Source organism: Stenotrophomonas sp. SAU14A_NAIMI4_8, from assembly GCF_003086695.1.
GTDB lineage: Bacteria > Pseudomonadota > Gammaproteobacteria > Xanthomonadales > Xanthomonadaceae > Stenotrophomonas.
Window position 1 is genome coordinate 4,280,830 of the sequence record NZ_CP025999.1, and the last position, 25,443, is coordinate 4,306,272.

The 25,443-nt window shown below is 68.1% G+C and carries 23 protein-coding genes; 13 read left to right on the forward strand and 10 right to left on the reverse strand.

Annotated elements, in window-relative coordinates; all coding sequences use genetic code 11:
• Nucleotides 1-100: 100 nt before the first annotated feature.
• Nucleotides 101-739, forward strand: coding sequence for a transposase (locus C1930_RS19275; protein ID WP_108757494.1), 639 nt, complete (start codon nt 101-103; stop codon nt 737-739).
• Here C1930_RS19275 and C1930_RS19280 read toward each other — a convergent pair.
• The 4 genes from C1930_RS19280 to C1930_RS19295 all read right to left on the reverse strand — a co-directional run bounded on the left by C1930_RS19280 (nt 726) and on the right by C1930_RS19295 (nt 5,070).
• On the reverse strand, nt 726-1,910 hold the full coding sequence (locus C1930_RS19280; protein WP_108757495.1) for an ABC transporter permease: 1,185 nt from the start codon (nt 1,908-1,910) through the stop codon (nt 726-728). The genes C1930_RS19275 and C1930_RS19280 overlap by 14 nt on opposite strands.
• Entirely contained in the window at nt 1,907-2,653 is a 747-nt protein-coding gene (locus tag C1930_RS19285; protein ID WP_108751282.1) for an ATP-binding cassette domain-containing protein, read from the reverse strand. Before C1930_RS19285 ends, C1930_RS19280 begins: the two co-directional genes overlap by 4 nt.
• Complete coding sequence (locus tag C1930_RS19290; protein WP_108754538.1) at nt 2,650-4,176, reverse strand: alpha/beta fold hydrolase; 1,527 nt, start codon at nt 4,174-4,176, stop codon at nt 2,650-2,652. Before C1930_RS19290 ends, C1930_RS19285 begins: the two co-directional genes overlap by 4 nt.
• A gap of 144 nt (nt 4,177-4,320) precedes the next feature.
• Nucleotides 4,321-5,070 carry a ferredoxin--NADP reductase gene (locus C1930_RS19295; protein WP_108772440.1) on the reverse strand — a complete coding sequence of 250 codons (750 nt, stop codon included), beginning with the start codon at nt 5,068-5,070 and terminating at the stop codon, nt 4,321-4,323.
• Between the two features lie 84 nt (nt 5,071-5,154).
• Between C1930_RS19295 and C1930_RS19300 the strand changes: the two genes are divergently transcribed.
• The 5 genes from C1930_RS19300 (at nt 5,155) to C1930_RS19320 (ending at nt 9,688) form a co-directional block, all read left to right on the forward strand.
• Nucleotides 5,155-6,123, forward strand: a complete 969-nt coding sequence (locus tag C1930_RS19300; RefSeq protein ID WP_199912384.1) for an ABC transporter ATP-binding protein — start codon at nt 5,155-5,157, stop codon at nt 6,121-6,123.
• Nucleotides 6,120-6,911 carry an ABC transporter permease gene (locus tag C1930_RS19305; RefSeq protein ID WP_108751287.1) on the forward strand — a complete coding sequence of 264 codons (792 nt, stop codon included), beginning with the start codon at nt 6,120-6,122 and terminating at the stop codon, nt 6,909-6,911. The genes C1930_RS19300 and C1930_RS19305 overlap by 4 nt, the downstream gene beginning before the upstream one ends.
• A gap of 162 nt (nt 6,912-7,073) precedes the next feature.
• On the forward strand, nt 7,074-7,625 hold the full coding sequence (locus C1930_RS19310; RefSeq protein ID WP_159093641.1) for a hypothetical protein: 552 nt from the start codon (nt 7,074-7,076) through the stop codon (nt 7,623-7,625).
• Nucleotides 7,626-7,838: 213 nt separating this feature from the next.
• Nucleotides 7,839-8,777: a 2-dehydropantoate 2-reductase gene (gene panE, locus C1930_RS19315; protein ID WP_108772442.1), complete on the forward strand. Its 939-nt coding sequence runs from the start codon at nt 7,839-7,841 to the stop codon at nt 8,775-8,777.
• 8 nt (nt 8,778-8,785) lie between these two features.
• Nucleotides 8,786-9,688 (forward strand): NAD-dependent epimerase/dehydratase family protein, encoded by a 903-nt coding sequence (locus tag C1930_RS19320; protein WP_234412703.1) that lies wholly within the window; start codon nt 8,786-8,788, stop codon nt 9,686-9,688.
• Between the two features lie 348 nt (nt 9,689-10,036).
• Here the strand turns inward: C1930_RS19320 and C1930_RS19325 are convergent, their stop codons facing one another.
• Nucleotides 10,037-10,834 carry a TatD family hydrolase gene (locus C1930_RS19325; RefSeq protein ID WP_108754544.1) on the reverse strand — a complete coding sequence of 266 codons (798 nt, stop codon included), beginning with the start codon at nt 10,832-10,834 and terminating at the stop codon, nt 10,037-10,039.
• A gap of 68 nt (nt 10,835-10,902) precedes the next feature.
• Here C1930_RS19325 and hrpB point away from each other — a divergent pair, with 68 nt between their 5' ends.
• Both hrpB and C1930_RS19335 read left to right on the forward strand, forming a co-directional pair.
• Nucleotides 10,903-13,407, forward strand: coding sequence for an ATP-dependent helicase HrpB (hrpB, locus tag C1930_RS19330; protein WP_108772443.1), 2,505 nt, complete (start codon nt 10,903-10,905; stop codon nt 13,405-13,407).
• Nucleotides 13,408-13,620: 213 nt separating this feature from the next.
• Nucleotides 13,621-14,010, forward strand: a complete 390-nt coding sequence (locus C1930_RS19335; protein ID WP_108751293.1) for a hypothetical protein — start codon at nt 13,621-13,623, stop codon at nt 14,008-14,010.
• A gap of 98 nt (nt 14,011-14,108) precedes the next feature.
• On the opposite strand, the gene C1930_RS19340 is transcribed toward C1930_RS19335, so the two are convergent.
• Nucleotides 14,109-14,648, reverse strand: a complete 540-nt coding sequence (locus C1930_RS19340) for a pseudouridine synthase (RefSeq protein WP_108757501.1) — start codon at nt 14,646-14,648, stop codon at nt 14,109-14,111.
• An 80-nt stretch (nt 14,649-14,728) separates the two neighbouring features.
• A complete protein-coding gene (locus C1930_RS19345) occupies nt 14,729-15,589 on the reverse strand; it encodes a class I SAM-dependent methyltransferase (RefSeq protein WP_108772444.1) in 861 nt (286 codons plus the stop codon).
• Between the two features lie 169 nt (nt 15,590-15,758).
• Here C1930_RS19345 and C1930_RS19350 point away from each other — a divergent pair, with 169 nt between their 5' ends.
• Complete coding sequence (locus tag C1930_RS19350) at nt 15,759-16,715, forward strand: aldo/keto reductase (protein ID WP_108754548.1); 957 nt, start codon at nt 15,759-15,761, stop codon at nt 16,713-16,715.
• 396 nt (nt 16,716-17,111) lie between these two features.
• The gene (locus C1930_RS19360) at nt 17,112-18,332 is read left to right on the forward strand and encodes an RtcB family protein (RefSeq protein WP_108772445.1); all 1,221 of its coding nucleotides are present in this window, start codon (nt 17,112-17,114) and stop codon (nt 18,330-18,332) included.
• 127 nt (nt 18,333-18,459) lie between these two features.
• Here the strand turns inward: C1930_RS19360 and C1930_RS19365 are convergent, their stop codons facing one another.
• Together C1930_RS19365 and C1930_RS19370 are read right to left on the reverse strand one after the other, a co-directional pair.
• On the reverse strand, nt 18,460-19,401 hold the full coding sequence (locus tag C1930_RS19365; protein ID WP_108772446.1) for an NAD(P)/FAD-dependent oxidoreductase: 942 nt from the start codon (nt 19,399-19,401) through the stop codon (nt 18,460-18,462).
• Entirely contained in the window at nt 19,391-19,846 is a 456-nt protein-coding gene (locus C1930_RS19370) for an Rrf2 family transcriptional regulator (protein WP_108757504.1), read from the reverse strand. Before C1930_RS19370 ends, C1930_RS19365 begins: the two co-directional genes overlap by 11 nt.
• Nucleotides 19,847-20,029: 183 nt before the next feature.
• On the opposite strand from C1930_RS19370, the gene C1930_RS19375 reads away from it, so the two are divergent.
• The gene (locus C1930_RS19375) at nt 20,030-22,150 is read left to right on the forward strand and encodes a methyl-accepting chemotaxis protein (RefSeq protein WP_108757505.1); all 2,121 of its coding nucleotides are present in this window, start codon (nt 20,030-20,032) and stop codon (nt 22,148-22,150) included.
• Nucleotides 22,151-22,175: 25 nt separating this feature from the next.
• On the opposite strand, the gene C1930_RS19380 is transcribed toward C1930_RS19375, so the two are convergent.
• Nucleotides 22,176-23,081 (reverse strand): LysR family transcriptional regulator, encoded by a 906-nt coding sequence (locus C1930_RS19380; RefSeq protein ID WP_108772447.1) that lies wholly within the window; start codon nt 23,079-23,081, stop codon nt 22,176-22,178.
• A 105-nt stretch (nt 23,082-23,186) separates the two neighbouring features.
• Here C1930_RS19380 and C1930_RS19385 point away from each other — a divergent pair, with 105 nt between their 5' ends.
• Both C1930_RS19385 and dkgB read left to right on the forward strand, forming a co-directional pair.
• A complete protein-coding gene (locus C1930_RS19385) occupies nt 23,187-24,401 on the forward strand; it encodes an MFS transporter (RefSeq protein ID WP_108772448.1) in 1,215 nt (404 codons plus the stop codon).
• A gap of 87 nt (nt 24,402-24,488) precedes the next feature.
• Nucleotides 24,489-25,298 (forward strand): 2,5-didehydrogluconate reductase DkgB, encoded by an 810-nt coding sequence (dkgB, locus tag C1930_RS19390; RefSeq protein ID WP_108757508.1) that lies wholly within the window; start codon nt 24,489-24,491, stop codon nt 25,296-25,298.
• The last annotated feature ends 145 nt before the right edge of the window (nt 25,299-25,443 follow it).

The following is a 25,443-nucleotide window of genomic DNA, read 5'->3' on the forward strand; positions in this document are numbered from 1 at the left end:
GCCGCCGTCGGCATGCCGCAGGCCTTGCTGGCCTGTTACCCGCTCGCGCCGCAGTTGCGGGCCGTGCAGGCTGGGGGATTCCCTGCGCCAGGCACGCGCGATGCGCCATCCGCCACTGTCCCCCTACCCGCCCTGCCTGGTGCGGCAGCGCGCGCGCCACCCGGCCACCTTGTTCGTCGACGATGACGACCGGCGCCAGCTGCTGGCCCTGCTGCACAGCGCGCTGCTGAAGCACGGGCTGCTGCTGCATGCCTACGTGGTGATGGATGACCACCTGCACCTGCTGGCCACGCCGCGCACAGGTGATGGCGTGGTGCGTGCGCTGCGCGCGTGCTGCGCCGCCTACAGCCGGGCCTTCAGCCAACGGCATGGGCACGCGCCGCCGCAGTGGCAGACCGGGCTGCAGTGCCTGCCCGTGCAGGACCCGGCGTATCTGCTGGGGGCGCACCGCCATGTGGAACGGGGACCGGTGCATGCGCGTGCGGTGGAACACCCCGAACAGCACGCCTGGTCCAGCATCCACGGCAACCTGGGGCTGCGCGAGGATGCGCTGCTGACAGCGCACCCGCAGTACCTGGCGCTGGGCGCAGATGCGCAGGAGCGTGCGCTGCGCTACGCCGCCTTCCTGTGCGATGGCACCGCGCATGCCGATGCCATCGCGATCGAGGCCCTGGCACGGCGACCGCCTACCCTTGGGGCGGCGGTCACCCTGCGCGCGCCCCGGCTCAGCCGGAAATAGCCAGGCGCTCGTTGTGGTAGCGGCGCACGGCAGCGAACCACAGCACCGCGGCCAGGCCCAGGCTGGCGCCCAGATAGATGCCCCACACCGTCGGCGAGATCGCTTCGTGGCGGATCACCTTCAACAGCATCTGGTTCTGCGACAGGAACGGCACCGCGTACTGCCACAGCTCGCTCTTCACCGGGTAGGCCATCAGCGCATAGCCCGGCAGCATGGGCAGCAGCACCAGCCAGGTCATGTGGCTCTGCGCTTCCTTCATGCTCTTGGCGGCCGCCGACAGGTAGGTCAGCAGCGAAGTACCGATCAGCAGCATGGGCAGCATGACCAGCAGCATCTGCAGCATGGACACGATGTTCATGTTCAACTGCCGGCCGACGTTGCCGGGGGCGATCTGGGCGCTCAGTTTGAAGGCCACCAGCGTGAGCAGCAGCGAGGCAAAGCCAACCACGCAGGCCGCGGCGATCTTGCCGCTGACAATCGCACTGCGCGAACCGGGCGTGGCCAGCAGCGGCTCCAGCGACTGCCGCTCACGCTCGCCGGCGGTGGAATCCATCACCAGGTAGGCGCCACCAATGAACGAGGTAAGCGTGAGCAGCACCGGCAGCAGCATGGACAGCATCATGCCGCGCTTGGCTTCGGCGCTGGCCATGTCCTGCTGGGCCACATCCAGCGGGCGTGCCACCTGGGCATCCACGCCGCGTGCCATCAGCCGCAGTGCCCCCACTTGGCCGTTGTAGGTGGCCAGCGCCGCCTGCAACCGCGCACTGGGCACTTCGGCGGCGCGCCGGGTGCTGTCACGGATCACTTCCACCAGCGCCGGCTTGCCGTCGGCCCAGTCCTTGCCGAAATCGGCACTGATGCGCAGGGCAACATCGATTTCCTGCGAACGGATGGCCTCGGCCAGATCGGCCGGTGCGGTGGTGGCATTCAGGCCCTGTGCGGCCAGGAAGCGCACCAGGTTGGGCGCGTGTTCGGCGCCGATGGTGGGAATCTGCAGCGGTTGTTCAATCTGCGTGCGCACCCGGCTTTCCGACAGCTTGCCCATGCCCAGGATCAGCAGCGGGTACAGCAGCGGCCCGAACAGCAGGGTCAGCGCCAGCGTGCGGCGGTCACGCGACAGATCGCGCAGTTCCTTGCGCATCACCGTCATCAGGGTCGACATCATGCTCATGCGTGCAGGCCCTCTTCGCTGCCGATCAGTTTCACGAACGCATCTTCCAGATTGGTTTCGCCCGCCTGCGCACGCAGTTCATCGCTGCTGCCGGCAGCCATCACGGTGCCCTTGGCGATGATGACGATGTGGTCACACAGCGCGCCCACTTCCTGCATGATGTGGCTGGACAGGATCACGCAGCGCCCTTCTTCGCGCAGGCCCAGCAGGAACCGGCGCAGTGCGCGGGTGGTCATCACGTCCAGCCCGTTGGTGGGTTCGTCCAGGATGACGTTGCGCGGGTCGTGCACCAGCGCGCGCGCGATGGCGGTCTTGGTGCGCTGGCCCTGCGAGAAGCCATCGGTCTGCCGGTCCAGGATGTCGCCCATGTCCAGCGCATGCGACAGCACCTCGGTGCGTTCGCGGATCTGCTGCGCCGACAGGCCGTGCAGTTCGCCGAAGTAGGCGATGTTCTCGCGCGCGGTCAGCCGCTTGTAGACGCCGCGGGCGTCGGGCAGCACGCCCAGGTGGCGGCGCACTTCCACCGGATCGCGCGCCGCGTCGATGCCATCGACGGTGATGCTGCCCTGGTCGGGGGTCATCAGCGTGTACAGCATGCGCATGGTGGTGGTCTTGCCGGCGCCGTTGGGGCCCAGCAGGCCGGTGATGCGACCATCAGCAGCGGTGAAGCCGACGTTGGCCACGGCCTGGATGCGGCCGGTGCGGGTGTCGAAACCCTTGTGCAGGTTCTCGGCGACGATCATGGGGCCCATCCGTTGAACGAGGTGAATGCCGGCACGTAGCTCAGCGTGTCCAGGCAGCTGGCATCCAGTGCCTTGGCGTCGGTGGTGTCGATGAACTGGCCGAGCAGGCGCGGCATGCAGCCGGCGCTGAGCGTGCCGTGGCCCTGGCCGCGGGCGACCAGGGCGCGCCCGTTGGGCAGGCCCTTGACCACCTGGTCGGCGTAACGCGGTGGGGTGACCGGGTCCAGCTCGCCGGAGAGCAGCAGCACCGGAAGGTCGCCCTTCAGCGCGGCGGTGGTGGCTGCCGGTGCCGGCTGGTGCGGCCACACCGGGCAGGCGGCGAAGAACGCGCGTGCCGCTTCGGCACCGAACAGGGCGTCATCGCTTTCCGGCGGCGCCTGGAAGCGCGGCGCGTCTTCGCTGCAGATGACCGACCACTGCATGCCGCGGTTGATCTGGAAATCCATGCTGCGGGTGGCACCGCGTACCAGCGAGGCCAGCGGCGCGTAACGGCCCTGGGCCGCTTCATCCAGCACCAGCGGCAGCAGCGATGAATATTCGGGCACGTAGGAGAAAGCGAACGCCAGGCCGACCACGCTGTCCGGGGACAGCACGTCCTGGCGCGGCGCATTGGTGCCGGGGTCGCGGTAATCCACGGTGACCGGCGCACGGCGCAGGGTGTCGGCCACGCTGCGCAGCTGTTCGCGGGTATCGACCGGGAAGCGCTTGCTGCAGGCGGCATCCTTGCGGCACTGCGCCGACTGCAGGGTGATGGCGTTGTCGAAGGTCTTGGCGAACTCGCCGCCCACCACCAGGTCGTTGGGCACCACGCCGTCAATGACGATGCTGCGGGTGTGCTGCGGGTAGGCCATGGCATAGCGCTGGGCCACGCGCGTGCCATACGAGCCGCCCACCAGGTTCAGCTTTTCCGCGCCCAGCGCCTGGCGCACGGCGTCCAGGTCGGCAATGGCTTCGGTGGTGGTGTAGAAGCGCGGGTCGGCACGGCCCTTCAGCGAGGCCAGGCACTGCGTGGCGAAGTCGCGCATCACCGCTTCGGTGGGCGCAGCGTCTTCGTCCAGCTGCAGTTCCTTGCCATCGGCACCCAGGCAGCTGAGCGGGTTGGAACCGCCGGTGCCGCGCTGGTCGATCAGGAAGATGTCGCGCTGCTTGCGCACCTGGCGCAGGGCGGTATCGACAATGACGGCCACTTCGCTGGCGGCCTGGCCCGGCCCACCGGCCAGGAAGAACACCGGGTCCGGCGCACCGGCACCGCTGTTGCCCGCTTCCAGCAGGGCAATGCGCAGGTCGATGCTGCGGCCGGCCGGGTTGGCGCGGTCCTCGGGCACCTTGAAGGTGGCGCACTGTGCTTCCACGTTGGCGCTGGCGCCCACGGTGGACAGCGTGCAGGGACGGAAATCGATCTGGCCGTAACGGCGGCTGGGACTGTCGCCGCCATCGGCGGTGCCGGCGGAAGGCGGCGCGCTGCAGCCGGCGGCAAGCAGGCTGGCCAGTACCCCGGCCAGTACAAGTGGGTGCTTTTGCATCGTGCGTGTTTCCCCTGGAGGACGTTCCTGTCGACCACGACGCGCGGTCGCGGCGGATGTGACCAACTGCAGGGGACAACTTACACGGGCACGCTGCTGGCGGCGATGGGCGCCGGTCGAAAAACCGGGCGCCCTCCAGCTGCCTTACTTGCTGCTGACGTACTTCTCGCGCCGCACCTGCGGGTTGCCCAGGCCGGCCGCCTTCAGCGCCTCGGCGCAGGCATCGACCATGTCCGGGTTGCCGCACAGGTAGGCGATGTCGGTGGCCGGGTCAGGCTGGATGCTGGCCAGGGCCTGCTGCACGTAGCCGTGGTGCACGTCCGGGTGCGGCTCGGCCGGCAGTTCGCGCGACAGGCACGGCACATAGCGGAAGTTCGGGTGCTTTTCGGCGAAGCTGTAGAAATCATCGCTGTACAGCAGTTCGCCGGGGCTGCGTGCGCCCTGCAGCAGCACCACCTGCACGCCGCGCTCGGCCATGGCCGTTGCCAGCAGCGGCAGCATCGATCGGTACGGGGTGACGCCGGTGCCGGTGGCGATCAGCAGGTAGCGGGCATTGTGGTCGCCGGGCTGCAGGCAGAAGCGGCCATACGGGCCGGACGCGCTGATCTGGCCGCCGATGTCCAGCGCCTCGAACAGCGCCGTGGCGGCACCGCCGGGCACGAAGCTGACGGCGATGTCGACCGCTTCGCCGGGGCCCAGGGCGTGGTCATGGATGGTTGCCAGCGAGTAGCTGCGCTTGGTTTCGGTGCCGTCGGCGTAGGCGAAATGGACCTGGATGAACTGGCCGGGCTGGAAATCCAGCGGCTGGCCGTCATCACGCACGAACTGGTAGTGGCCGATGGTCGGCGCCAGCATGCGGCGGCCGACCAGCTTGATGGGGAATTGGACAGGCACGACTTTTCGGGACAGTGTGTAGCCGGGGCAAGCCCTCGGGGTCTTCTATAATAGACCCTCCCCGCCCCTCTCCTGCGCCAGCCCATGGGCGCGAAGGCTGCAAGCTTGGCTTCCCTGAACGAAACGGCGCCCGCCCTGCGCGTGCGCGACCTGCGCAAGACCTACGACAACGGCACCCAGGCCCTGAAGGGGGTCTCGCTGGAGGTCGCCCCGGGCGACTTCTTCGCCCTGCTGGGCCCCAATGGCGCCGGCAAATCGACCCTGATCGGCATCATCAGCTCCCTGGTCAACCTGAGCCAGGGCAAGGTGGAAGTGTTCGGCAGCGACCTGGTGCAGCACCGCAGCGCCACCATGCGCCTGATCGGGCTGGTGCCGCAGGAAATCAACTTCAACCTGTTCGAGAAGCCCTTCGATATCCTGGTGAACTACGCCGGTTTCTACGGCGTGGCCCGCGAGGAAGCCGAGCAGCGCGCCGAAGAGGAGCTGAAGCGTGCCCACCTGTGGGAAAAGGCGCAGGTGATGAGCCGCACCCTGTCCGGCGGCATGAAGCGCCGGCTGATGATCGCCCGCGCGATGATGACCCGGCCGCGCCTGCTGATCCTGGACGAACCCACCGCCGGCGTGGACATCGAGATCCGCCGCGACATGTGGCGGGTGCTGAAGGAGATCAATGCCGCCGGCACCACGATCATCCTGACCACCCATTACCTGGAAGAGGCCGAGTACCTGTGCCGCAACCTGGCCATCATCAACCACGGCCAGATCGTGGAGCAGGGGCCGATGCGCGCCCTGTTGGCCAAGCTGGACGTGGAAGGCTTCCTGCTGGACATCGACGGTGACCTGCCGGCGCAGCTGCCGGTGATCGAGGGCGCGACCCTGACCGCACCCGATGCGCACACGCTGGACATCGACATGCCGCGCGCCATGGACCTCAACCGCGTGTTCGCCACGCTGAACGAGGCCGGCATCCGCGTACGTTCGATGCGCACCAAGAGCAACCGCCTGGAGGAGCTGTTCGTGCGCCTCACCGGCAACCAGGAGACGTCTGCATGAGCACCACCGAGCTGACCGACGGCCAGCGCAACCGCATCGCGCTGATGACCATCGTGCGCCGGGAAGTCGCGCGCATCCTGCGCATCTGGGGCCAGACCCTGGTGCCGCCGGCGATCACCATGACCCTGTACTTCCTCATCTTCGGCCGCCTGATCGGCTCGCGGGTGGGCGACATGGGCGAATACAGCTACATGGAGTTCATCGTGCCGGGCCTGGTGATGATGAGCGTGATCCAGAACAGCTACGGCAACATCAGTTCCTCGTTCTTCGGCGCCAAGTTCGGCCGCCACGTGGAAGAGCTGCTGGTCAGCCCGATGCCGAACTGGGTGATCCTGTGGGGCTACGTGGCCGGTGCGGTGCTGCGCGGCCTGATGGTTGGCGTGATCGTGCTGATCATCGCCATGTTCTTCACCCCGGTGCGCATTCCGCACCCGCTGGTGACGCTGAGCACGGTGATCCTGGGCGCGACCATCTTCTCGCTGGCCGGCTTCATCAACGCGGTGTACGCCAAGAAGTTCGATGACGTGGCGATCGTGCCGACCTTCATCCTGACCCCGCTGACCTACCTGGGTGGCGTGTTCTATTCGGTGAAGCTGCTGCCGACCTGGGCCGAAGCGGCCACCCATGCCAACCCGATCTTCTACATGGTCAACGCGTTCCGCTACGGCCTGCTGGGCAGCAGCGATGTGCCGGTGTGGGTGGCCTATGCCCTGATGATCGGTTTCGTGGTGGTGCTGACCGCGCTTGCGCTGTGGCTGCTGCGCCGCGGCGTGGGCATGCGCAGCTGAGGTAATCCCCCCCTGCGTGGGGGGACCGGTTCCGGTGGCGCCAGGGCACTTGCCTGGCGCCCGGTTCGGTCGTCTAATCGGTGCGCTTCACCAGACCGACCAGCGGGCCCCCGGGCCGGCTGGTTTTTCATATGTCATGGACGCACCAGGGGACCCAACCAGATGTTCACCCGTCGTACTGCCGGCCCTGCCCGGCTCGTCGCTGCATCGCTGTTCCTGCTCGTTCTGGCCGGCTGCGCTTCCCGGCCCATTCCGTTGAACTACGCCCCCAGTTCGGTGCTGAGCGCCGAAGGCCGGGTGGATGTGACCGCGTTCGAGTACCTGCCGGCCAAGGGCGGGGAGATCAAGCCCAACCAGGTGCGCAACACCGCCATGGGCAACATCCTGTTCGAAAAGAACGTGGATGCGATCATGCGCGATGCGGTGTTTTCCGAGCTGCGCCTGGTCGGCATCAAGATGGACAAGGAAGGCAATGTCCTGAGCGGCAAGGTGGAAGAGTTCCTGATCGACGATCTGGGCTACAGCGTCGACTGGACCCTGCGCGTGCGCTACGTGGTGACCGACCCGCAGGGCCAGGTGGTCTACGACCAGGTGAAGAACGTGCAGCGCAACACGTCCAAGTTCGTGAACATCTTTGGTTCGTTGAACGAGACCATCAAGCTCAACATCGAACAGACCATCAAGGATCCGGCTTTCATCGCCGCGATCAATTGAACCGTGGCGGATCATCCACGCCCTGCGTGGATACCGTCTGCTGAAGAGCCGGGCGCATGCCCGGCTTTTCTTTCTGCTGCTGCGCCGAGCGTGGCAGTGGCCACCACCGTCAGCGGCGATGTCTTTCCCCCTCACCCGCCACCGGCTGCACGGCCACGGAATGCGATCTCCGGCACAATCTGCAGGTGACCCCCCAACTGCGGTGAAGGTGTGATGCGTATCCTGATTCTTGGTGCCGGTGGCACCGGCGGTTACTTCGGCGGCCGCCTGGCCCAGTCCGGCGTGGATGTGACCTTCCTGGTGCGCCCCGCGCGCGCCGCCCAGCTCGACGGCGACGGGCTGGTGATCCAGAGCCCGCTGGGCGATGCGCGCTTCCCGGTGCAGCATGTCACCGCCGATGCCCTGCCCGCGCTGGCCACCGCGCAGCCGTTCGACCTGGTGATGCTGAGCTGCAAGGCCTACGACCTGGACAGTTCGATCGATGCCATCGCCCCGGCCGTGGGCCCGGCGACCACCGTGCTGCCGATCCTCAATGGACTGCACCACTACGGCGCATTGGACGCGCGCTTCGGCCGCGAAGCGGTACTGGGTGGGCTGTGTTTCATCAGTGCCACCAAGGCCGCCGACGGCGCGGTGCTGCACCTGGGCCGGCCGGCCAAGCTGACCTTCGGTGAGCGTGATGGCGGCGCCCTGTCGCCGCGCGTGCAGGCCTTCGCTGCCGCCTGCGTGCAGGCCGGCGTGGACCACCTGGCCAGCGGCCAGATCGGCCAGGAGCAGTGGATCAAGTACACCTTCCTGACCGCGCTGGCCGCCGCCACCTGCCTGCTGCGCGCGGACATCGGCACCATCGTGGCCACCGACGATGGCCAGGCCATCGTGCGCGGCCTGTACGACGAATGCCTGGCCGTGGCCGAAGCCGCGGGCGAACCGATTCCCGACGATGCGCAGGACGTTGCCCGCAGCACCCTGACCCAGGCCGGCTCGGCGCTGAAGGCCTCGATGCTGCGCGATCTGGAGGCCGGCCAGCAGGTCGAGGCCGCGCAGATCGTGGGCGACATGCTGGCCCGTGCACGCACCGCCGGCCAGGAAGCCTTGCTGCTGCAGGTGGCCTACAGCAGCCTGCAGGCCTACCAGGCACAGCGCGCGGCGTGAACACGGCGGTGCCCGCACCAGTACTGATCTTGGGCCTGGGCTGGAGCGGCCGCGTGCTGGCCGCCCGCCTGCAGGCGCTGGGGGTGCCAGTGGCAGGCACGGTGCGTGACCCCACCGCCGCGCCCGCTGACGGACTGCAGCGGTTCGCACTGCATGCCGATGCGGCGCCGCCAGCGGCCCTGCTGGAGGCCGTTTCGCAGGCGCAGGCCGTGCTGTGCAGCGTGCCGCCCGATGCCGACGGAGATCCGGCGCTGCGCGTGCTGCAGCCGGCGTTGCTGGCCAGCCCGGCGCTGCGCTGGGTAGGCTATCTGTCGTCCACCTCGGTGTATGCCGACCGCGACGGTGGCTGGGTGGATGCACACAGCGTGGCCGACAGCACCGAGGCGGCGGGTGTGCAGCGTCTGCGTGCGGAAGCCCAATGGCAGGCGCTGGCGAGGGAGCGCGGCATCGATTCGGCGGTGTTCCGCCTGCCGGGCCTGTATGGCGCTGGCCGCAATGCGCTGCTGCAGTTGGCGCAGGGCCGCGCCCGCCACGTGCTGCGGCCCGGGCTGGTGTTCAACCGGCTGCACGTGGAGGATCTGGCCGCGGTGGTCATCGCGGCGATGCGACGGCCCACGCCGGGGGGGTTGTACCTGCCCGCCGACGACGAACCGGCGCCGCCGCAGGACGTGCTGGCGTATGCCGCGCAGTTGGGGGGCTTCGCCCTGCCCCCGGCGGTGGCCTGGGACGACCCGGCGGTGAGCCCGACGCTGCGCCGCTTCTATGCCAGCAACAAGCGCATCGACAGCCGTGGCACGCGCGAAGCGCTGGGGTGGGCACCGCGGTTTGCCACCTACCGGCAGGGGCTGGAGGATCTGGCCGCTGCGCTCGCCGGGCATGGCCCGGCGCTACCTGCTGCCGGCGTTGATTGATCCTGGCGTTCGTGGATTGCCCGCATGACCCGGCGTTGTTTCATGGCACGCGCGCGCGGATTGCCCGCACGACCCGGCGTTTTTTTCATGGCACGCATGCGCGGATTGCCAGGGTCGTAGAGTCGAGCTTGCTCGACTGCTGTTGGCAGAAGCAGTCGAGCAAGCTCGACTCTACGGCGCAATGTCGGTTCGTTCGACATTACGGCGCATGATCGATGCGTTCGACATCACGGCGAAACGTCGGTTCGTTCGACATCACGGTGCAAGGTCGATTGGTTCGATATCACGACGCAATGTCGGTCCGTTCGACATCGCGACGCGTGGCGTTTCGCCACGCCGCCTACCCGGTCAACCCGCGTCGGGCAACCGGAAGAACGTGCGCGTGGCTGCGGTGGCGTTGGCTGCGGTCACCGCCACGTCTTCGCCACGATCGCGGGCCAGTTCTTCCACGATGTGCGACAGGAACATCGGTTCGTTGCGGCGGTCCTTCGGCATCGGCTTCAGGGTGCGCGGCAGCAGGTACGGCGCGTCGGTCTCGATCATCAGGCGGTTGGCCGGAATGTTCTTCACCAGCTCGCGCAGGTGCGCGCCGCGGCGTTCATCGCACAACCAGCCGGTGATGCCGATGTACCAATCCTGGTCCAGGTAATCGAACAGTTCGTCACGCTCGCCGGTGAAGCAATGCACCACCGCCGGGCCCAGGCGGCCGTCGAAGTTCTTCATCTGCGCCATGAAATCGGCGTGCGCGTCGCGCTGGTGCAGGAACAACGGCTTGCCATTGTCGGCCGCCAGCTGCAGCTGGCGCTCGAACGCACGGTGCTGCGCCGGGCGCGGCGAGAAATCACGGAAGTAATCCAGCCCGCATTCGCCCACGGCCACCACTTCGGCATGCGCATGCAGCGCGCGCATTTCCGCATCGCATTCGTCGGTGTATTCCACCGCGTGGTGCGGGTGCACGCCGGCGGTGGCGTACAGGAAGCCCGGATGCTGCTGCGCCAGCTGCAAGGCCAGCGGCGAATGCTCGCGGCTGGCGCCGGTGATCACCATCTGCACCACCCCGGCCTGGCGTGCGCGGTCCAGTACGGCATCGCGGTCGCGATCGAAGGAATCGTGGGTGAGGTTGGCGCCGATATCGATCAGGTGCATGGGGGCAGCAGAGACAGGAAAACCCGCGCATTGTACCTGCGCCGCGCTGCGCCCCTTATCCTTTGCACATGAATGCCCCGCTCTTCCCGATTTCGCCGCTGCTGCCGCAGATCCAGCAGCACCTGGCCGACCACCCGCGCCTGGTGCTGGAAGCCCCGCCCGGCGCCGGCAAGACCACCCAGGTGCCGTTGGCCCTGCTGGATGCACCGTGGCTGCAGGGCCGCAGGATCATCCTGCTGGAACCGCGCCGGGTGGCCGCACGCAGCGCGGCGCTGTTCATGGCCCGGCAACTGGGCGAGGACGTGGGTGGCACGGTGGGCTACCGCATCCGCTTCGAGAACAAGGTTTCGGCGCGCACCCGCATCGAGGTGGTCACCGAGGGCATCCTGACCCGCATGCTGCAGGACGACCCGATGCTGGAGACAGTGGGCGCGATCCTGTTCGATGAATTCCACGAACGCCATCTGAGCGGCGACCTGGGGCTGGCACTGGCGCTGGACGTGCAGGCGCAGCTGCGCGAGGACCTGCGCCTGCTGGTGATGTCGGCCACCCTGGACGGTGAGCGCCTGGCGCGCTTCCTGGATGCACCACGACTGAGCAGCGAAGGCCGCAGCTACCCGGTGGCGATCAGCCACTTCCCGGCCCGGCGCGACGAGACCCTGGAACTGCAGGTGCGCCGCGCGGTGCAGCAGGCCCTGGCCGAACACCCCGGCGACGCGCTGGTGTTCCTGCCCGGCCAGCGCGAGATCGCGCGCGTACAAGCCGGCCTGCAGGACGCGCTGGACAGCAGCGTGGAGGTGCTGGCCCTGCATGGTGAACTGCCGGTGGAACAGCAGGCGCGCGTGCTGCAGGCGGCCAGCGATGGCCGACGCCGCGTGGTGCTGGCCACCAACGTGGCCGAATCGTCGGTGACCCTGCCCGGCGTGCGCGTGGTGATCGACAGTGGCCAGGCCCGGGAACCGCGCTACGACCCCAACAGCGGCTTCACCCGGCTGGACGTGGTGGCGATCGCGCAGGCCTCGGCCGACCAGCGTGCCGGCCGCGCCGGCCGCGTGGCCGAAGGCGTGGCCTGGCGGCTGTGGCCGCAGTCGCAACGGCTGGAGCCGCAGCGGCGTGCGGAAATCGAACAGGTGGAGCTGGCCGGGCTGGCGCTGGAGCTGGCGGCTTGGGGCAGCAGCGATCTGCGCTTCGTCGATACCCCGCCGAGCGGGCCGATGGCCGCCGCGCGCGAGCTGCTGCAACGGCTGGGCGCACTCAGCAGCAGCGGGGCGATCACCGCGCTGGGCCGGCGCGTGCTGGCGCTGGGCACCCACCCGCGGCTGGCGGCGATCCTGCTGGCCGCCGCGGATGCGCGCGCGCAGGCGCTGGCCGCCGATCTGGCCGCCCTGTTGGAAGCACGCGATCCGCTGCGCCAGGGCGGCGATGCGCTGGCGGCGCGCTGGCGCGCACTGGCCGCGTTCCGCAATGGCCGTGCACCGGCCGATGCCAACCGCAGCGGCCTGGCCGCGATCGATGCAGCGGCCAAGCAGTGGCGCCGACGCCTGCGCTGCGATGCGCTGCCACCGGCCAGCATCGAAGCGCACGAACTGGGCGATCTGCTGGCTCACGCCTTCCCCGACCGCATCGCGTTCCAGCATCCGTCCGACCCGCTGCGCTACCTGCTGGCCAACGGCCGCAGCGCGCGCCTGCACGAGCTGAGCGACCTGCGCGGTGAACCGTGGCTGGTGGCCAGCGAACTGCGCTTCGAGGCCCGCGACGCACTGCTGCTGCGCGCCGCGCCGGTGGACGAAGGCTATCTGCGTGCCACCTGGCCGCAGCGCTTCGTGACCGAGGACACCGTGCGCTGGGACAGCGAACGGCGCGCCCTGGTGGCCCTGCGCGAGACCCGCTTCGACCGCATCGTGCTGGACAGCCGTTCGGCCGGGCGGGTGGACCCGCAGCACGCCGCGCAGGCGCTGACCGATGCCGTGGCCGAACTGGGCCTGCAGGCATTGCCGTGGACCGAGGGCCTGCGCCAATGGCAGGCACGGGTGGAGTCGCTGCGCCGCTGGATGCCCGACCTGGGCCTGCCCGACTGCAGTGATGCGGCCCTGCTGGCCAGCCGCGCGCAATGGCTGCAACCGGCCTTTGCCGGCAAGACGCGGCTGGATGCGCTGGACGAGAGCAGTTTCGGCGAAGCGCTGAAATCGCCGCTGGAATGGGCGCAACGGCAACTGGTGGAACGCCATGCGCCCACCCGCATCAGCGTGCCTTCGGGGCTGGAGCGGGCGATCACCTATGGCCTGGACAGTGAAACCGGCGAGCCGCAGCCGCCGGTGCTGGCGGTGAAGCTGCAGGAGCTGTTCGGCCTGGCCGACACCCCGCGCATTGCCGATGGCCGGGTGCCGCTGACCCTGCACCTGCTGTCGCCCGGCGGCCGCCCGCTGCAGGTCACCCAGGACCTGCGCAACTTCTGGGAAAACACCTATGCCGAGGTGAAGAAGGAAATGAAGGGGCGCTATCCGCGCCACCCGTGGCCGGATGACCCGTGGACGGCCACCGCGACCCACCGCGCCAAACCGCGCGGTACCTGAGTGACGGGGTCGGATCCCTTTGCAACGCAAAGGGCTCTGACCCCATATTCACGCAGCGGGGTCAGAGCCCTTTCCCAAGGGAAAGGGATCCGACCCCGGCCTGCCGGATGCTGAACGGCGGCGGTCGCGTCAAGGCGCATGCCCGCCTGCCTGACATACCGTTTACAGGCAGCACGACACACTGGACTTCGACCCGAGGCAAAGGACCCCCGCATGAGCAAGTTGACCGTAATCACCGACCGCGCCCTGGAGCGCGCCCTGGACCTGGCCCACAGCGCTGGCGATGGCCTGAAGAGTGCCGGCGGCAGCCTGCGCCACCTGGGCCCGCAGGCCAGCGACTGGATCAAGACCGGCGCTGCGCTGGGTGCGGTGAAGACCGGGGGCAAGGTGGCCACCAAGTTCGCCCGCCGCAACCCGGCGGTGACCATTGCCGCCGCAGCGGTGGGCGTGGGCCTGCTGGGCTACGCGCTGTACCGCAAGCAGCAGAAGAAGAAGGCGGCCAATGGCCATGTGGTGAATGGCCAGGCGCAGCGCATCCACGCGCGTGACCGCCGCAATGACACCGTGGTGGACGAGCACAGCGACATCGGCAGCGATACCTGAGCCCCATCAGAGGGGTCAGAGCCCTTCCTGCGGAAGGGGTCTGACCCCGATCAAGGGTCGGATCCCTTCCGCAAGGAAGGGCTCCGACCCTTCTTGTTTCAGCCGATCTGCCGCCACTGCCCCGGCTGCAGGTCGTCCAGCCGGTACGGGCCCATCGCCACGCGCACCAGGCGCAGGGTCGGCAGGTTCACCGCGGCCGTCATGCGCCGCACCTGGCGGTTGCGGCCCTCGCGAATGGTGATGGCCAGCCAGCTGTCGGGCACGGTCTTGCGGAACCGCACCGGCGGATCGCGCAGCCACAGCGCCGGCGCCGGATCGAGGCGCTCGATCTTCGCCGGCAGAGTCGGCCCGTCATTCAGTACCACGCCGTCACGCAGCTGCTGCAGCTGCTCGTCGCTGGGCGTGCCTTCCACCTGCACCCAGTAGGTCTTGTCGGCCTTGTGCCGCGGGTCGGTGAGCTTGTGTGCCAGCGTGCCGTTGTCGGTCAGCAGCAGCAGGCCCTCGCTGTCATGGTCCAGGCGGCCGGCGGCATACACGCGCGGCGGCAGGCCGAACCCGGCCAGGGTCGGCCGCGGCGGCACGCTGCGGTCGGTGAACTGGCAGAGCACGTTGAAGGGCTTGTTGAAGGCGATCAGCATTGCAGGGGGCGGCAGGCGGCGATGGGCTATTGTCCCACGCCGCACTGCGCGCTCGCCGGGCGTGGCCCGGCGCTACCCTCTTACGGCTTCACGAAACGCAGGGTCATGCGGTCGCTTTCACCGATGGCCTGGTACTTGGCGTCGTCGGCCTTGTCATGCTGGTTGGTCGGCGGCAGGGTCCACACGCCATTGGGGTGGTCCTTGGTATCGCGCGGGTTCGCATTCACTTCGGTACGCGCGTCCAGCTTGAAGCCGGCGGCCTCGGCCATGGCGATCACCTGCTGCTGGCCCACATAGCCGGTGTCATCGTCGTCGGCCACGTCGGCCTTGGCACGGTGCTCGACCACGCCCAGCACGCCGCCCGGCTTGAGCACGTTGAAGAAGCCCTGGAACATGCCCTGCGCCTGGCCGGCCTTGCGCCAGTTGTGCACGTTGCGGAAGGTCAGCACCACATCGGCCGAAGCGGCCGGGCCGAACACCGGCTTGGCCGGGTCGTAGGCCACCACGGCGATCTTGTCGAACTGCGCCGGGGCGCCGGCGAACTTCTTTTCCAGGCCGTCACGGCTACGCTGCTGGTAATCGCGGCCACGCCCTTCAGCCACCGCCTGCGGATCGACCACCGCGGCAATGTAATGGCCCTTGTCGCGCAGCAGCGGCGCCAGGATTTCCGAGTACCAGCCGTTGCCGGGGGTGATTTCGATGACGGTCTTTTCCGGTGCCACGGTGAAGAACGCCAGCGTCTGCGCAGGATGACGGTATCCGTCACGCTTTACGTTGTTGGCATCGCGGGTAGGCGCCTTGATCGCAGCTTCCAGTGCCGGCGATACCTGGATCTTGGCCGGCGCCACGACGGCAGCGGGCGCGGCGATGGCGGGAACCGCTACCAGCAGCGCCGAAGCAAGCAGCAGGCGGCAACCACGCAGGGACGAAACAGCATTCATCGGGACGACTCCAGCGGAAGATGCGGCGAGACTAGCAGTCGCCGCGCCGCAGGTGTTCACAAAACGTTAGCGGCGTGCGCGTTGCGGAACACTGTTTTGTGGTGACCGCCGCAGCACGGTCACAGGTGGCGCTCTATGCTGGAGGACTTCCCCCAAGGAGTCCGTGTCCATGACGGCAACCCGCGAACTCGGCCGTTCCGGCCTGCATGTACGTCCGCTCGCCTTCGGCGGCAATGTGTTCGGTTGGAGCGCCGATGAAAAGGCCAGCTTCGCCCTGCTCGATGCCTTCGTCGATGCCGGCTTCAACCTGGTCGATACCGCCGATGTGTATTCGGCGTGGGTACCGGGCAACCAGGGCGGTGAATCGGAAACGCTGATCGGCAAGTGGTTCGCGCGCAGCGGCAAGCGTGACAAGGTCATCCTGGCGACCAAGGTGGCCAAGTGGGCCGAGCGCCCGGGCCTGACCCCGGACAACATCAACGCGGCGGTGGAAGATTCGCTGCGCCGCCTGCAGACCGATGTGATCGATCTGTACCAGGCCCACGAAGACGATGAATCCACCCCGCTGGAAGCCACCCTGGCCGCGTTCGGCCGGCTGATCGAGGCCGGCAAGGTGCGCGCCATCGGGGCGTCCAACTACAGCGCCACGCGCCTGGCCGATGCGCTGAAGGTATCCAGCGATTACAAGCTGCCGCGCTACGAAACCCTGCAGCCGGAATACAACCTGTACGACCGCGCCGGCTATGAAACCGAACTGGAGCCGCTGGTGCAGCGCGAACAGATCGGCGTGATCGGCTACTACGCGCTGGCCAGCGGCTTCCTGAGCGGCAAGTACCGCACCGCCGCCGATGCGGCCAAGAGCCCGGCGCGTGGCGAGATGGTGGTCAAGCGCTATCTGAACCCGCGCGGCCTGCGCATCCTGCAGGCGCTGGATGATGTGGCCAGCAAGCACAACGCCAGTGCCGCACAGATTGCACTGGCCTGGCAGATCGCACGGCCGTCGATCACCGCGCCGATTGTCAGCGCCACCAGCGTTGAACAGCTGCACGATCTGCTGGCCGCGGCCAACCTTGGCCTGAGCGTGCAGGACATTGCGCAGCTGGATGCCGCCAGCGCGGAAGGCTGAGGCAACGGACCAATCGCCGTGCATTGCGTGGTTGCGCACCACGGGTTCGTGGTTTATGGTGCGCGCCACGTTTCAACAGCTACCGGATTCCTTCCTTGAACACACCCGCCGTCGCCATCGCCAACCTGCTGCCATGCCTGCGCATGGACGTGGCGATCCGTGCGTCGGTGAAGGAATTCCCGCTGACAACGGCCTGATACCCGCGCTGCGGAGATCGGTCGCCCCGATCTCCGAGGCTTGGCGACGCCCTCGGAATGCAGTTCCGGGGGCGTTTTCGTTTGCGTCGTCACACGTATCGGCATTGCGCCGCGCACGCCTTCGTGCCCGCACTGCAACCACAGGGAAATGCCCACGGCCGCGCCGTGGTGCGGGCCTGTGCAGGACATTCATCACGACATGGACATTCAACACAATTATCAATGGCTGCATGCCGAAGGCAGCACGCCGATCAAGGGCTGGGTGGACGGCGTTCCGCTGGAAGCCGAGGCCCACGCGCAGCTGCGCAACATCGCCGCGATCCCGTTCGTCGGGCCGTGGGTGGCGGTCATGCCCGACGTACACCTGGGCAAGGGCGCAACCGTCGGCTCGGTCATCCCCACCCGGGGCGCGATCATTCCGGCCGCGGTGGGCGTGGACATCGGCTGTGGCATGGCCGCGGTACGCACCACGCTGCGCGCCAACGACCTGCCCGATGACCTGCGCCAACTGCGCAGCGGCATCGAGCGCAGTGTGCCGGTCGGCAACGGCCGTGGCGGCGAACACCAGCGGCTGCCCGACAGCATCGGCACCCGGCTGGTGCAGTCGGGGCTGGCCGCGGGGCTGGAGCGCATCAAGGAAAAGCACCGGAAGATCCGTACCGACAAGCTGGATTGCCAGCTGGGCACGCTGGGCGGTGGCAACCATTTCATCGAACTCTGCCTCGATGAAACCGATGCGGTGTGGGTGATGCTGCACAGCGGCTCGCGCGGCACCGGCAACCTGATCGGCACCTACTTCATCGAACAGGCGCGGCATGAACTGGAGCGCCGCGTGCTCGGCTTCCATCTGCCCGACAAAGACCTTGCGTTCTTCATGGAAGGCGAACCGCTGTTCGACGATTACGTGCAGGCGGTGTCGTGGGCGCAGGACTACGCACGGCAGAACCGCGAAGCGATGATGGCGCGCGTGCTGGCCGAGATGCGCCAGCGCCTGCCGAAGTTCAAGCTGGCGGCGATGGCGGTGAACTGCCACCACAACTACGTGCAGAAGGAATCGCACGCCGGGCAGGAACTGCTGGTGACGCGCAAGGGTGCCGTCAGCGCCCGTGCCGGCGAACTGGGCATCATTCCCGGCAGCATGGGCACGCGCAGCTACATCGTGCGCGGCAAGGGCAACGCGGACAGCTTCCACAGCTGCAGCCACGGTGCCGGCCGGGTGATGAGCCGGGGTGCGGCGCGCCAGCAGATCACCCTGGCCCAGCACCGCGAAGCCACCGCGCACGTGGAGTGCCGCAAGGACAGCGGCGTGCTGGATGAATCACCGGCGGCGTACAAGTCGATCGATGATGTGATGGCCGCGCAGCGGGACCTGGTGGAAGTGGTGCACACGCTGCGCCAGGTGCTGTGCGTGAAGGGCTGAGGGATCCCACCGCTCCGGTAGGTGTCGACCTTGGTCGACACATCGAATCCACGCCCTGCACGGTGGTAGATCCACGCCATGCGTGGATGCGGGGCTGGTAGATCCACGCCATGCGTGGATGCGGGGGTCAGAGCCCTTTCTGCGAAAGGGATCCGACCCCGGCTCCGACCCCACTGCTGTCTTCGCCCACCAGGGCGTGGTGGACGCCGATGCCGGCGCGCACGCCTTCGGCCATCGCCAGGGTGATGTTGCCCACCGTGGTGGCATCGCCGGCGGCGTACACGTTCGCCACGCTGGTCTGCTTCATCGCATCCACCTGCACCAGTACGCCCAGCGGGTGTTCCACCAGCGCGCAGCCCAGCTGCTGGACCAGCGGCGTCGCCATCGCCTGCGGTGCGGCCACGAACAGCGCACGCTGGGCAATGCGGCGGCCATCGGCCAGCTCCACTTCCAGCCACGTGTCCTGATCGCCGCGCACGCCCAACACCGGCGTGTCTTCCACCTGCACGTTGCGCTGCTGCATGGCCGCGCGCTCGTCGTCGCTGATCGGCAGGCCCTGGCTGTAGAACGTCACGTTGCCCCATTCGGCGAACAGCGGCGCCTTGCCTGCCGACAGCGGGTGGCCACCCAGCAGGCCGATGGCCCCGCCGCCCACCTCGTAGCCATGGCAGTACGGGCAGTGCAGTACGGTGCTGCCCCAGCGCTCGGCCAGGCCCGGCAGATCCGGCACCTGGTCGGCGATGCCGGTGGCCAGCAGCAGCTTGCGCGCGGCCAGTACCTGTCCATCGGCAGTGCGCACCTGCACGCCATCGGCGCCGGCCTGCGCATCCACCGCTTCACCCTGCAGCCAGCGCACGGTGGGGTAATCCAGCAGCTGCTGGCGCGCGTTCTTCAGCAGCTCGGCACCGCTGATGCCGTCCTGCCCCGGCACGCCGTGCGAGTGGCTGGCGAAGCGGTTGCGCGGCAGGCCGCTGTCGATGACGGTGATCGGGCGCCGTGCGCGCGCCAGGATCAGGCCGGCGGCGATGCCGGCGTAGCTGCCGCCGACGATGATGACATCAGGATTCATGGGAGCCTTCCAGGGAACGGTGATGGGCAAGGTGACGGGCAAAGTCGGCGCCCAGCTGGTCCAGCGTGCTGGCCTGCAGCCGGGCTTCCAGCAGGCGCTGGGCCTCGCGCGCGCCGTCCAGCAGCGCCTGGTTGACCAGCTGCTGGATCGGGCAGCCGCCGCCGCTGTCACGCGTACCGACCTGCACCAGTGGCGGTGAGCCCACCGCCACGTAGACGTCGTGCAGGGTGATCGCGGCCGCGTCGCGGGCCAACTGGCTGCCACCGCCGTGGCCGCGGCTGCTGTGCACCAGGCCAGCCTTGTGCAGCTGCGCCAGCAGGCGGCGGATCACCACCGGGTGGGTGGGCAGGCACGCGGCCAGTTGTTCGGAGGTACGCGGGCCCGGCTGGCCGACCAGGTGGGCCATGACATGCAGTGCGTCGGACAATGGATTGGCGGACTTCATGTAACAACCATAGTTACATTTAAACCGCCCGTCTACTGTCCGCTTTCGTCTCGTCTGGACACATCTGTCCTATGAAACACAATCTTCACCTCCCTAAACGGAACGGTAATGTGATCTGAATCCCACTTCAGGGGACTCAAGAACGGTCGATACCGCATCGCCATTCATCCTTGAGCCCCTTCCATGAACGTGTCGTCCGCTGCGCCGCGACTGCAGTCCAAGTTGCTCGGTGCCGTCTCTGTTGGTCTGGCTGTCGTACTGCTGTGTGCCCTGGCCGGTCTGGCCACGGCCTGGCTGAAGTTGTCCACCGAAGTGCCGCCGGAGGTCGCGCTCAGCCGCGATGCCGAGCGCCTGCAACGCGAGTTCCGCAGCCAGGTGCAGGAGTGGAAGAACGTGCTGCTGCGCGGCCACGACGACGCGCTGCGGCAGCGCCATCTGGATGCCTTCGACAGCGAGGGCCGCGTGGTGGCCGAGCTGGCGCAGCGTGTGGCGGCCAGCCCCGATGCGCGTACGCGCACGTTGGCGCAGGCCTTCAGCGCGCAGCACACGCAGCTGCAGCAGGCCTACCACGGTGCGCTGCAGGCCTTTGCCGAGGCCCAGTACGACCCGGCCGCCGGTGACACTCTGGTGCGCGGCAAGGACCGCCCGGTCGCCGCCGCGCTGGATGCGCTGGGTGACCACACGGCCAAGGTAGCCGAGGCCGCGGTGGCTGCGCGTTCGCAGGCGGCGCGGCACATGCTGGTGGTCAGCGGTGGCCTGACGATAGGCGCTGCCATCGCCCTGCTGCTGGCCCTGGGCTGGTGGCTGCGGCGCGCAGTGGTGCAACCGGTGCTGGCGGTGGAAGCCGCCGCACGCGCGGTCGCCGCTGGCGATCTGGACCATGCGGTGCAGGTCCGCAGCCGCGACGAGATCGGCCGCCTGGCTCAGGCCATGCAGGCCGTGCAGAACACCCTGCGTGGCGTGCTGGCCGCACAGGCCGGCATGGCCGAGCAGCACGAGGCCGGCACCATCAGCCACCGCATGGATGCCAGCGCTTTCCCTGGCGCTTACGGGCGCATGGTGGCCGACACCAATGCACTGGTGGACGCACACATCCAGGTAAAGATGCGAGCCATCGCCATCATGGGGCGCTATGCCATTGGCGATCTGAGCCAGGACATGGAACGCCTGCCGGGCGAAAAGGTGGTGATCACCCAGGCCCTGGATGCAGTGAAAGCGAACCTGGGCGCGATCAACGGGCAGATCCGCGGCCTGGCCGAAGCTGCGGCGGCAGGTGATTTCAGCCAGCGCGGCGACAGCAGCCGTTTCCAGCACGACTTCCGCAGCATGGTGGAAGGTCTGAACCGCCTGATGCAGACCACCGAGCACAACCTGGGCGAGGTCTCCAGCATGCTGCGCGCCATCGCCGATGGTCGCCTGGGTGCGCGCATGCACGGCGATTTCCAGGGCGTGTTCGCCCGCATTGCCGGCGATGCCAATACCACCGCCGCACAGCTGGCCACCATCGTCACCGCCATCAAGCACACCTCGGGCAGCATCCACAGCGCGGCGGCGGAAATTGCCGCAGGCAACAACGATCTGTCACGGCGCACCGAGCAGCAGGCTGCGAACCTTGAAGAGACCGCTGCCTCGATGGAAGAACTGACCTCGACCGTGCGGCAGAACGCCGAACACGCACGCCAGGCCAATCAACTGGCGATCGGCGCACATGGCGTGGCCTCGCAGGGCGGCGCGGTGGTCGGCCAGGTGGTGGCAACCATGGATGCAATCGAAGCGTCGTCACGGCAGATCGCCGAGATCATCAGCGTGATCGACGGCATTGCGTTCCAGACCAATATCCTGGCGCTGAACGCAGCGGTGGAAGCGGCGCGCGCGGGCGACCAGGGCCGTGGCTTTGCGGTGGTGGCCAGTGAAGTACGTACGCTGGCACAGCGCTCGGCCGGCGCCGCCAAGGAGATCAAGGCGCTGATCGAAGCATCGGTGGAACAGGTCGGCCAGGGCACGCAGCACGTGCGCCAGGCCGGCAACACGATGGCCGAAATCGTGGCGTCGGTGCAGCGGGTGACCGACATCATGGCCGAGATTTCCGCCGCGTCGCAGGAACAGAGCGCGGGCATCGAACAGGTCAGCCAGACGGTGATCCAGATGGATGGCACCACCCAGCAGAACGCGGCGCTGGTGGAAGAAGCCAGTGCCGCAGCACGCAGCCTGGAACAGCAGGCCGACCGCTTGATCGACGCGGTGGATGTGTTCGATCTGTCGAGCGACGCTGCGACGAAGGAAGCGTTGGCGCGCGCGGCGTGAGGGTTCCGCCGGGCATGGCCCGGCGCTACCAGCGCGGGTCCTGGCCCTGCGCCATCGCCTCACCCAGGTAATCCAGGAACGAACTGATGCGCGCCGATACGGCGGTGTTGCGGTAGTACACCGCGTGGATCGGCTGGTACACATCCAGCGTCTGCGCGGACAGCACCGGCACCAGCGTGCCGGCGGCGCGGTCGCGTGCGGTCACGAAGTCGGACAGGCAGGTGATGCCCACGCCTTCGACCGCCAGACGGCGCAGCGTTTCACCGCTGGAAACGGCCACGTCCGGGCGCACCAGCAACTGCCCGTCGGCATCGCCCGGCAGCGGCCAGCGATTCAGCGACTCCGGTTCGTTGAAGCTCAGCAGCGTGTGCTGCCCCAACGCCGCCACGCTGGTCGGCTCGCCGTGGGCGGCCAGGTAGGCCGGGCTGGCCACCAGCTGCAACCGATAGCGGCCCAGCGGCCGCGCATGCAGGGTTGAATCGGCCAGCGGGCCGATGCGGATGGCCAGGTCGGTGCGCCGCTCCAGCAGATCGATATAGCGCTCGGAACTGTTGAGCTCCAGCTGCACCTCGGGATAGCGCGCACGATAGCCGGCCACCAGCGGTGCAATCACGTGCAGCACGAAGGGCATCGCCGCATCCACCCGCAGCCGCCCGACCGGGCGCTCGCGGCGAGCGGCCATCTGCTCCTCGGCCGATTCCACCGCATCGATGATCGCCCGCGCGTGGCGCAGGTAGGCCTCGCCTTCGGCGGTCAGGTGCAGCCGGCGCGTGGTGCGGGTCAGCAGGGTGGTCCCCAGCTTTTCTTCCAAGCGGCCCAGCGCGCGGCTGACCCCCGAAGGGGTCTGCCCCAGCTGCTCGGCGGCGGCGCTGATCGAACCGCTGTCGATCACCGCCAGGAAGGCCTGCATTTCGTCGAGGGTGGTCTTCATGCCGCCATTATTGACCAGCAGGCAAGAGTGATTGGCGTGAAGACCGGTTTTTCAGCAAAGGTGGGCCGCGCACACTGCCCGCCTTCTCCTCCTCTGGACCCTGTCATGACCCGTGGCATTCCCCTGGCCCTGCTGGCGCTGACGCTCGGCGCGTTCGCCATCGGCACCACCGAATTCGTCATCGTCGGCCTCATTCCGACCATTGCCGCCGACCTGCAGGTCAGCCTGCCCTCGGCCGGCCTGCTGGTTTCCCTGTACGCGCTGGGCGTGGCCATCGGCGCGCCGGTGCTGACTGCGCTGACCGGGCGCGTACCGCGCAAGCAGCTGCTGGTGGCGCTGATGGTGCTGTTCACCCTGGGCAACGTGATTGCCTGGATGGCACCGGGCTACACCTCGCTGATCGCCGCGCGCATCCTCACCGGCCTGGCCCATGGCGTGTTCTTCTCCATCGGCTCGATCATCGCCACCGCGGTGGTGCCGAAGGAAAAGGCCGCCAGTGCCATCGCCATCATGTTCACCGGCCTGACCGTGGCGCTGGTGACCGGCGTGCCGCTGGGCACCTTCATCGGCCAGCACCTGGGCTGGCGTGCCACCTTCCTGGCCGTGGCCGCGCTGGGCGTGGTGGCCCTGCTGGGCGCACTGCTGTTCGTGCCGCGCACGGTGCCGCAGAGCGCGCCGGCCAGCTTCCGCCAGCAACTGGGCGTGCTGGCCCAGCCGCGCCTGCTGCTGGTCTATGCGATGACCGCGCTGGGCTACGGCGGCACCTTCCTGGCCTTCACCTACCTGGCGCCGATCCTGCAGGACGTGACCGGCTTTTCGGCCAATGCGGTCAGCCTGGTGCTGCTGGTGTACGGCGTGTCGGTGGCAATCGGCAACCTGTGGGGCGGCCGCCTGGCCGACCGGCTGGGCCCGGTGCCGGCGCTGAAGCGCATCTTCGCCCTGCTGGCCCTGGTGCTGTTCGTGCTCACTTTCACCGCCCACAACACCTGGTTGATGCTGCTGACCGTGCTGGCACTGGGTGCAGTCGCCTTCGGCAACGTGCCGGGCCTGCAGGTGTACGTGGTCAAGCAGGCGCAGCGCTATGCACCGCAGGCGACCGACGTGGCCTCGGGCCTGAACATCGCCGCGTTCAACATCGGCATCGCCCTGGGCGCCTCGCTGGGTGGCCTGGTGGTGGAGCACATCGGCCTGATGCACACGCCGTGGCTGGGTGCGCTGGTGGTCCTGGCCGCCTATGCACTGACCGCACTCAGCGGCCGCCTGGACCGCCGCGATGGCGTGGACCACCGCGCCGAAGGCATTGCCGCCGCCGCACACTGACCGGCCATGCAATGCACCGTTGCCGGCATGCATACGGCCGCTGACCTACCCTTCCTGTTCACTCCTTTCCCCCCGTTGGAGCTTCCCATGACTGTCCCCGCCTTTGGCCTTGGCACCTTCCGCCTGAAAGACCAGACCGTGATCGATTCGGTGCGCAACGCACTGGACGTCGGCTACCGCGCCGTGGATACCGCGCAGATCTATGACAACGAGGCCGAAGTCGGCCAGGCGATCGCCGAATCCGGCGTGCCGCGCGAGGAAATCTACCTGACCACCAAGGTGTGGATCAGCGAGTTCAAGCACGACGCGCTGCTGGCCAGCCTGCGCACCAGCCTGCAGAAGCTGCGCACCGACCATGTGGACCTGGCACTGATCCACTGGCCTTCGCCGAACGACAAGGTGGATGTGCCGATGGAGGAATACCTGCCGGCACTGGCCGAGGCCAAGGCGCAGGGCCTGACCCGCGAGATCGGCATTTCCAACTTCACCATCGCCCAGACCCGCAAGGCGATCGAGATCCTGGGCGCCGATGCCATCGCCACCAACCAGATCGAGATCCACCCATACCTGCAGAACCGCCTGCTGGTGAAGTTCCTGCAGGATAACGGCATCCGCATTACCGCCTACATGAGCCTGGCCTATGGCGAAGTGTTGAAGGACCCGGTGATCCAGGCCATTGCCGGCCGCCACCAGGCCACCCCGGCCCAGGTTGCGCTGGCCTGGGCGCTGCAGCAGGGCTTTGCGGTCATTCCCTCGTCCACCAAGCGCGAGAACCTGGCCGGCAACCTGGAAGCCGCCGCGATCCGCCTGACCGACGATGACATGGCGCAGATCGCCAAGCTGGACCGCGGCCATCGCCTGGCCAACCCCGAAGGCATTGCACCGGCCTGGGATTGATCCCGACTGCGGTTGGAGACCGGAACCGGTAGGTGCCGACCTTGGTCGGCACTGGCCGTTGGTCGGTCGATGAAACTGCGTGCCGACCAAGGTCGGCACCTACCAGAAGCGGGGTTCAGCCCCTGCTCTGCAACAGCCAGCCGCG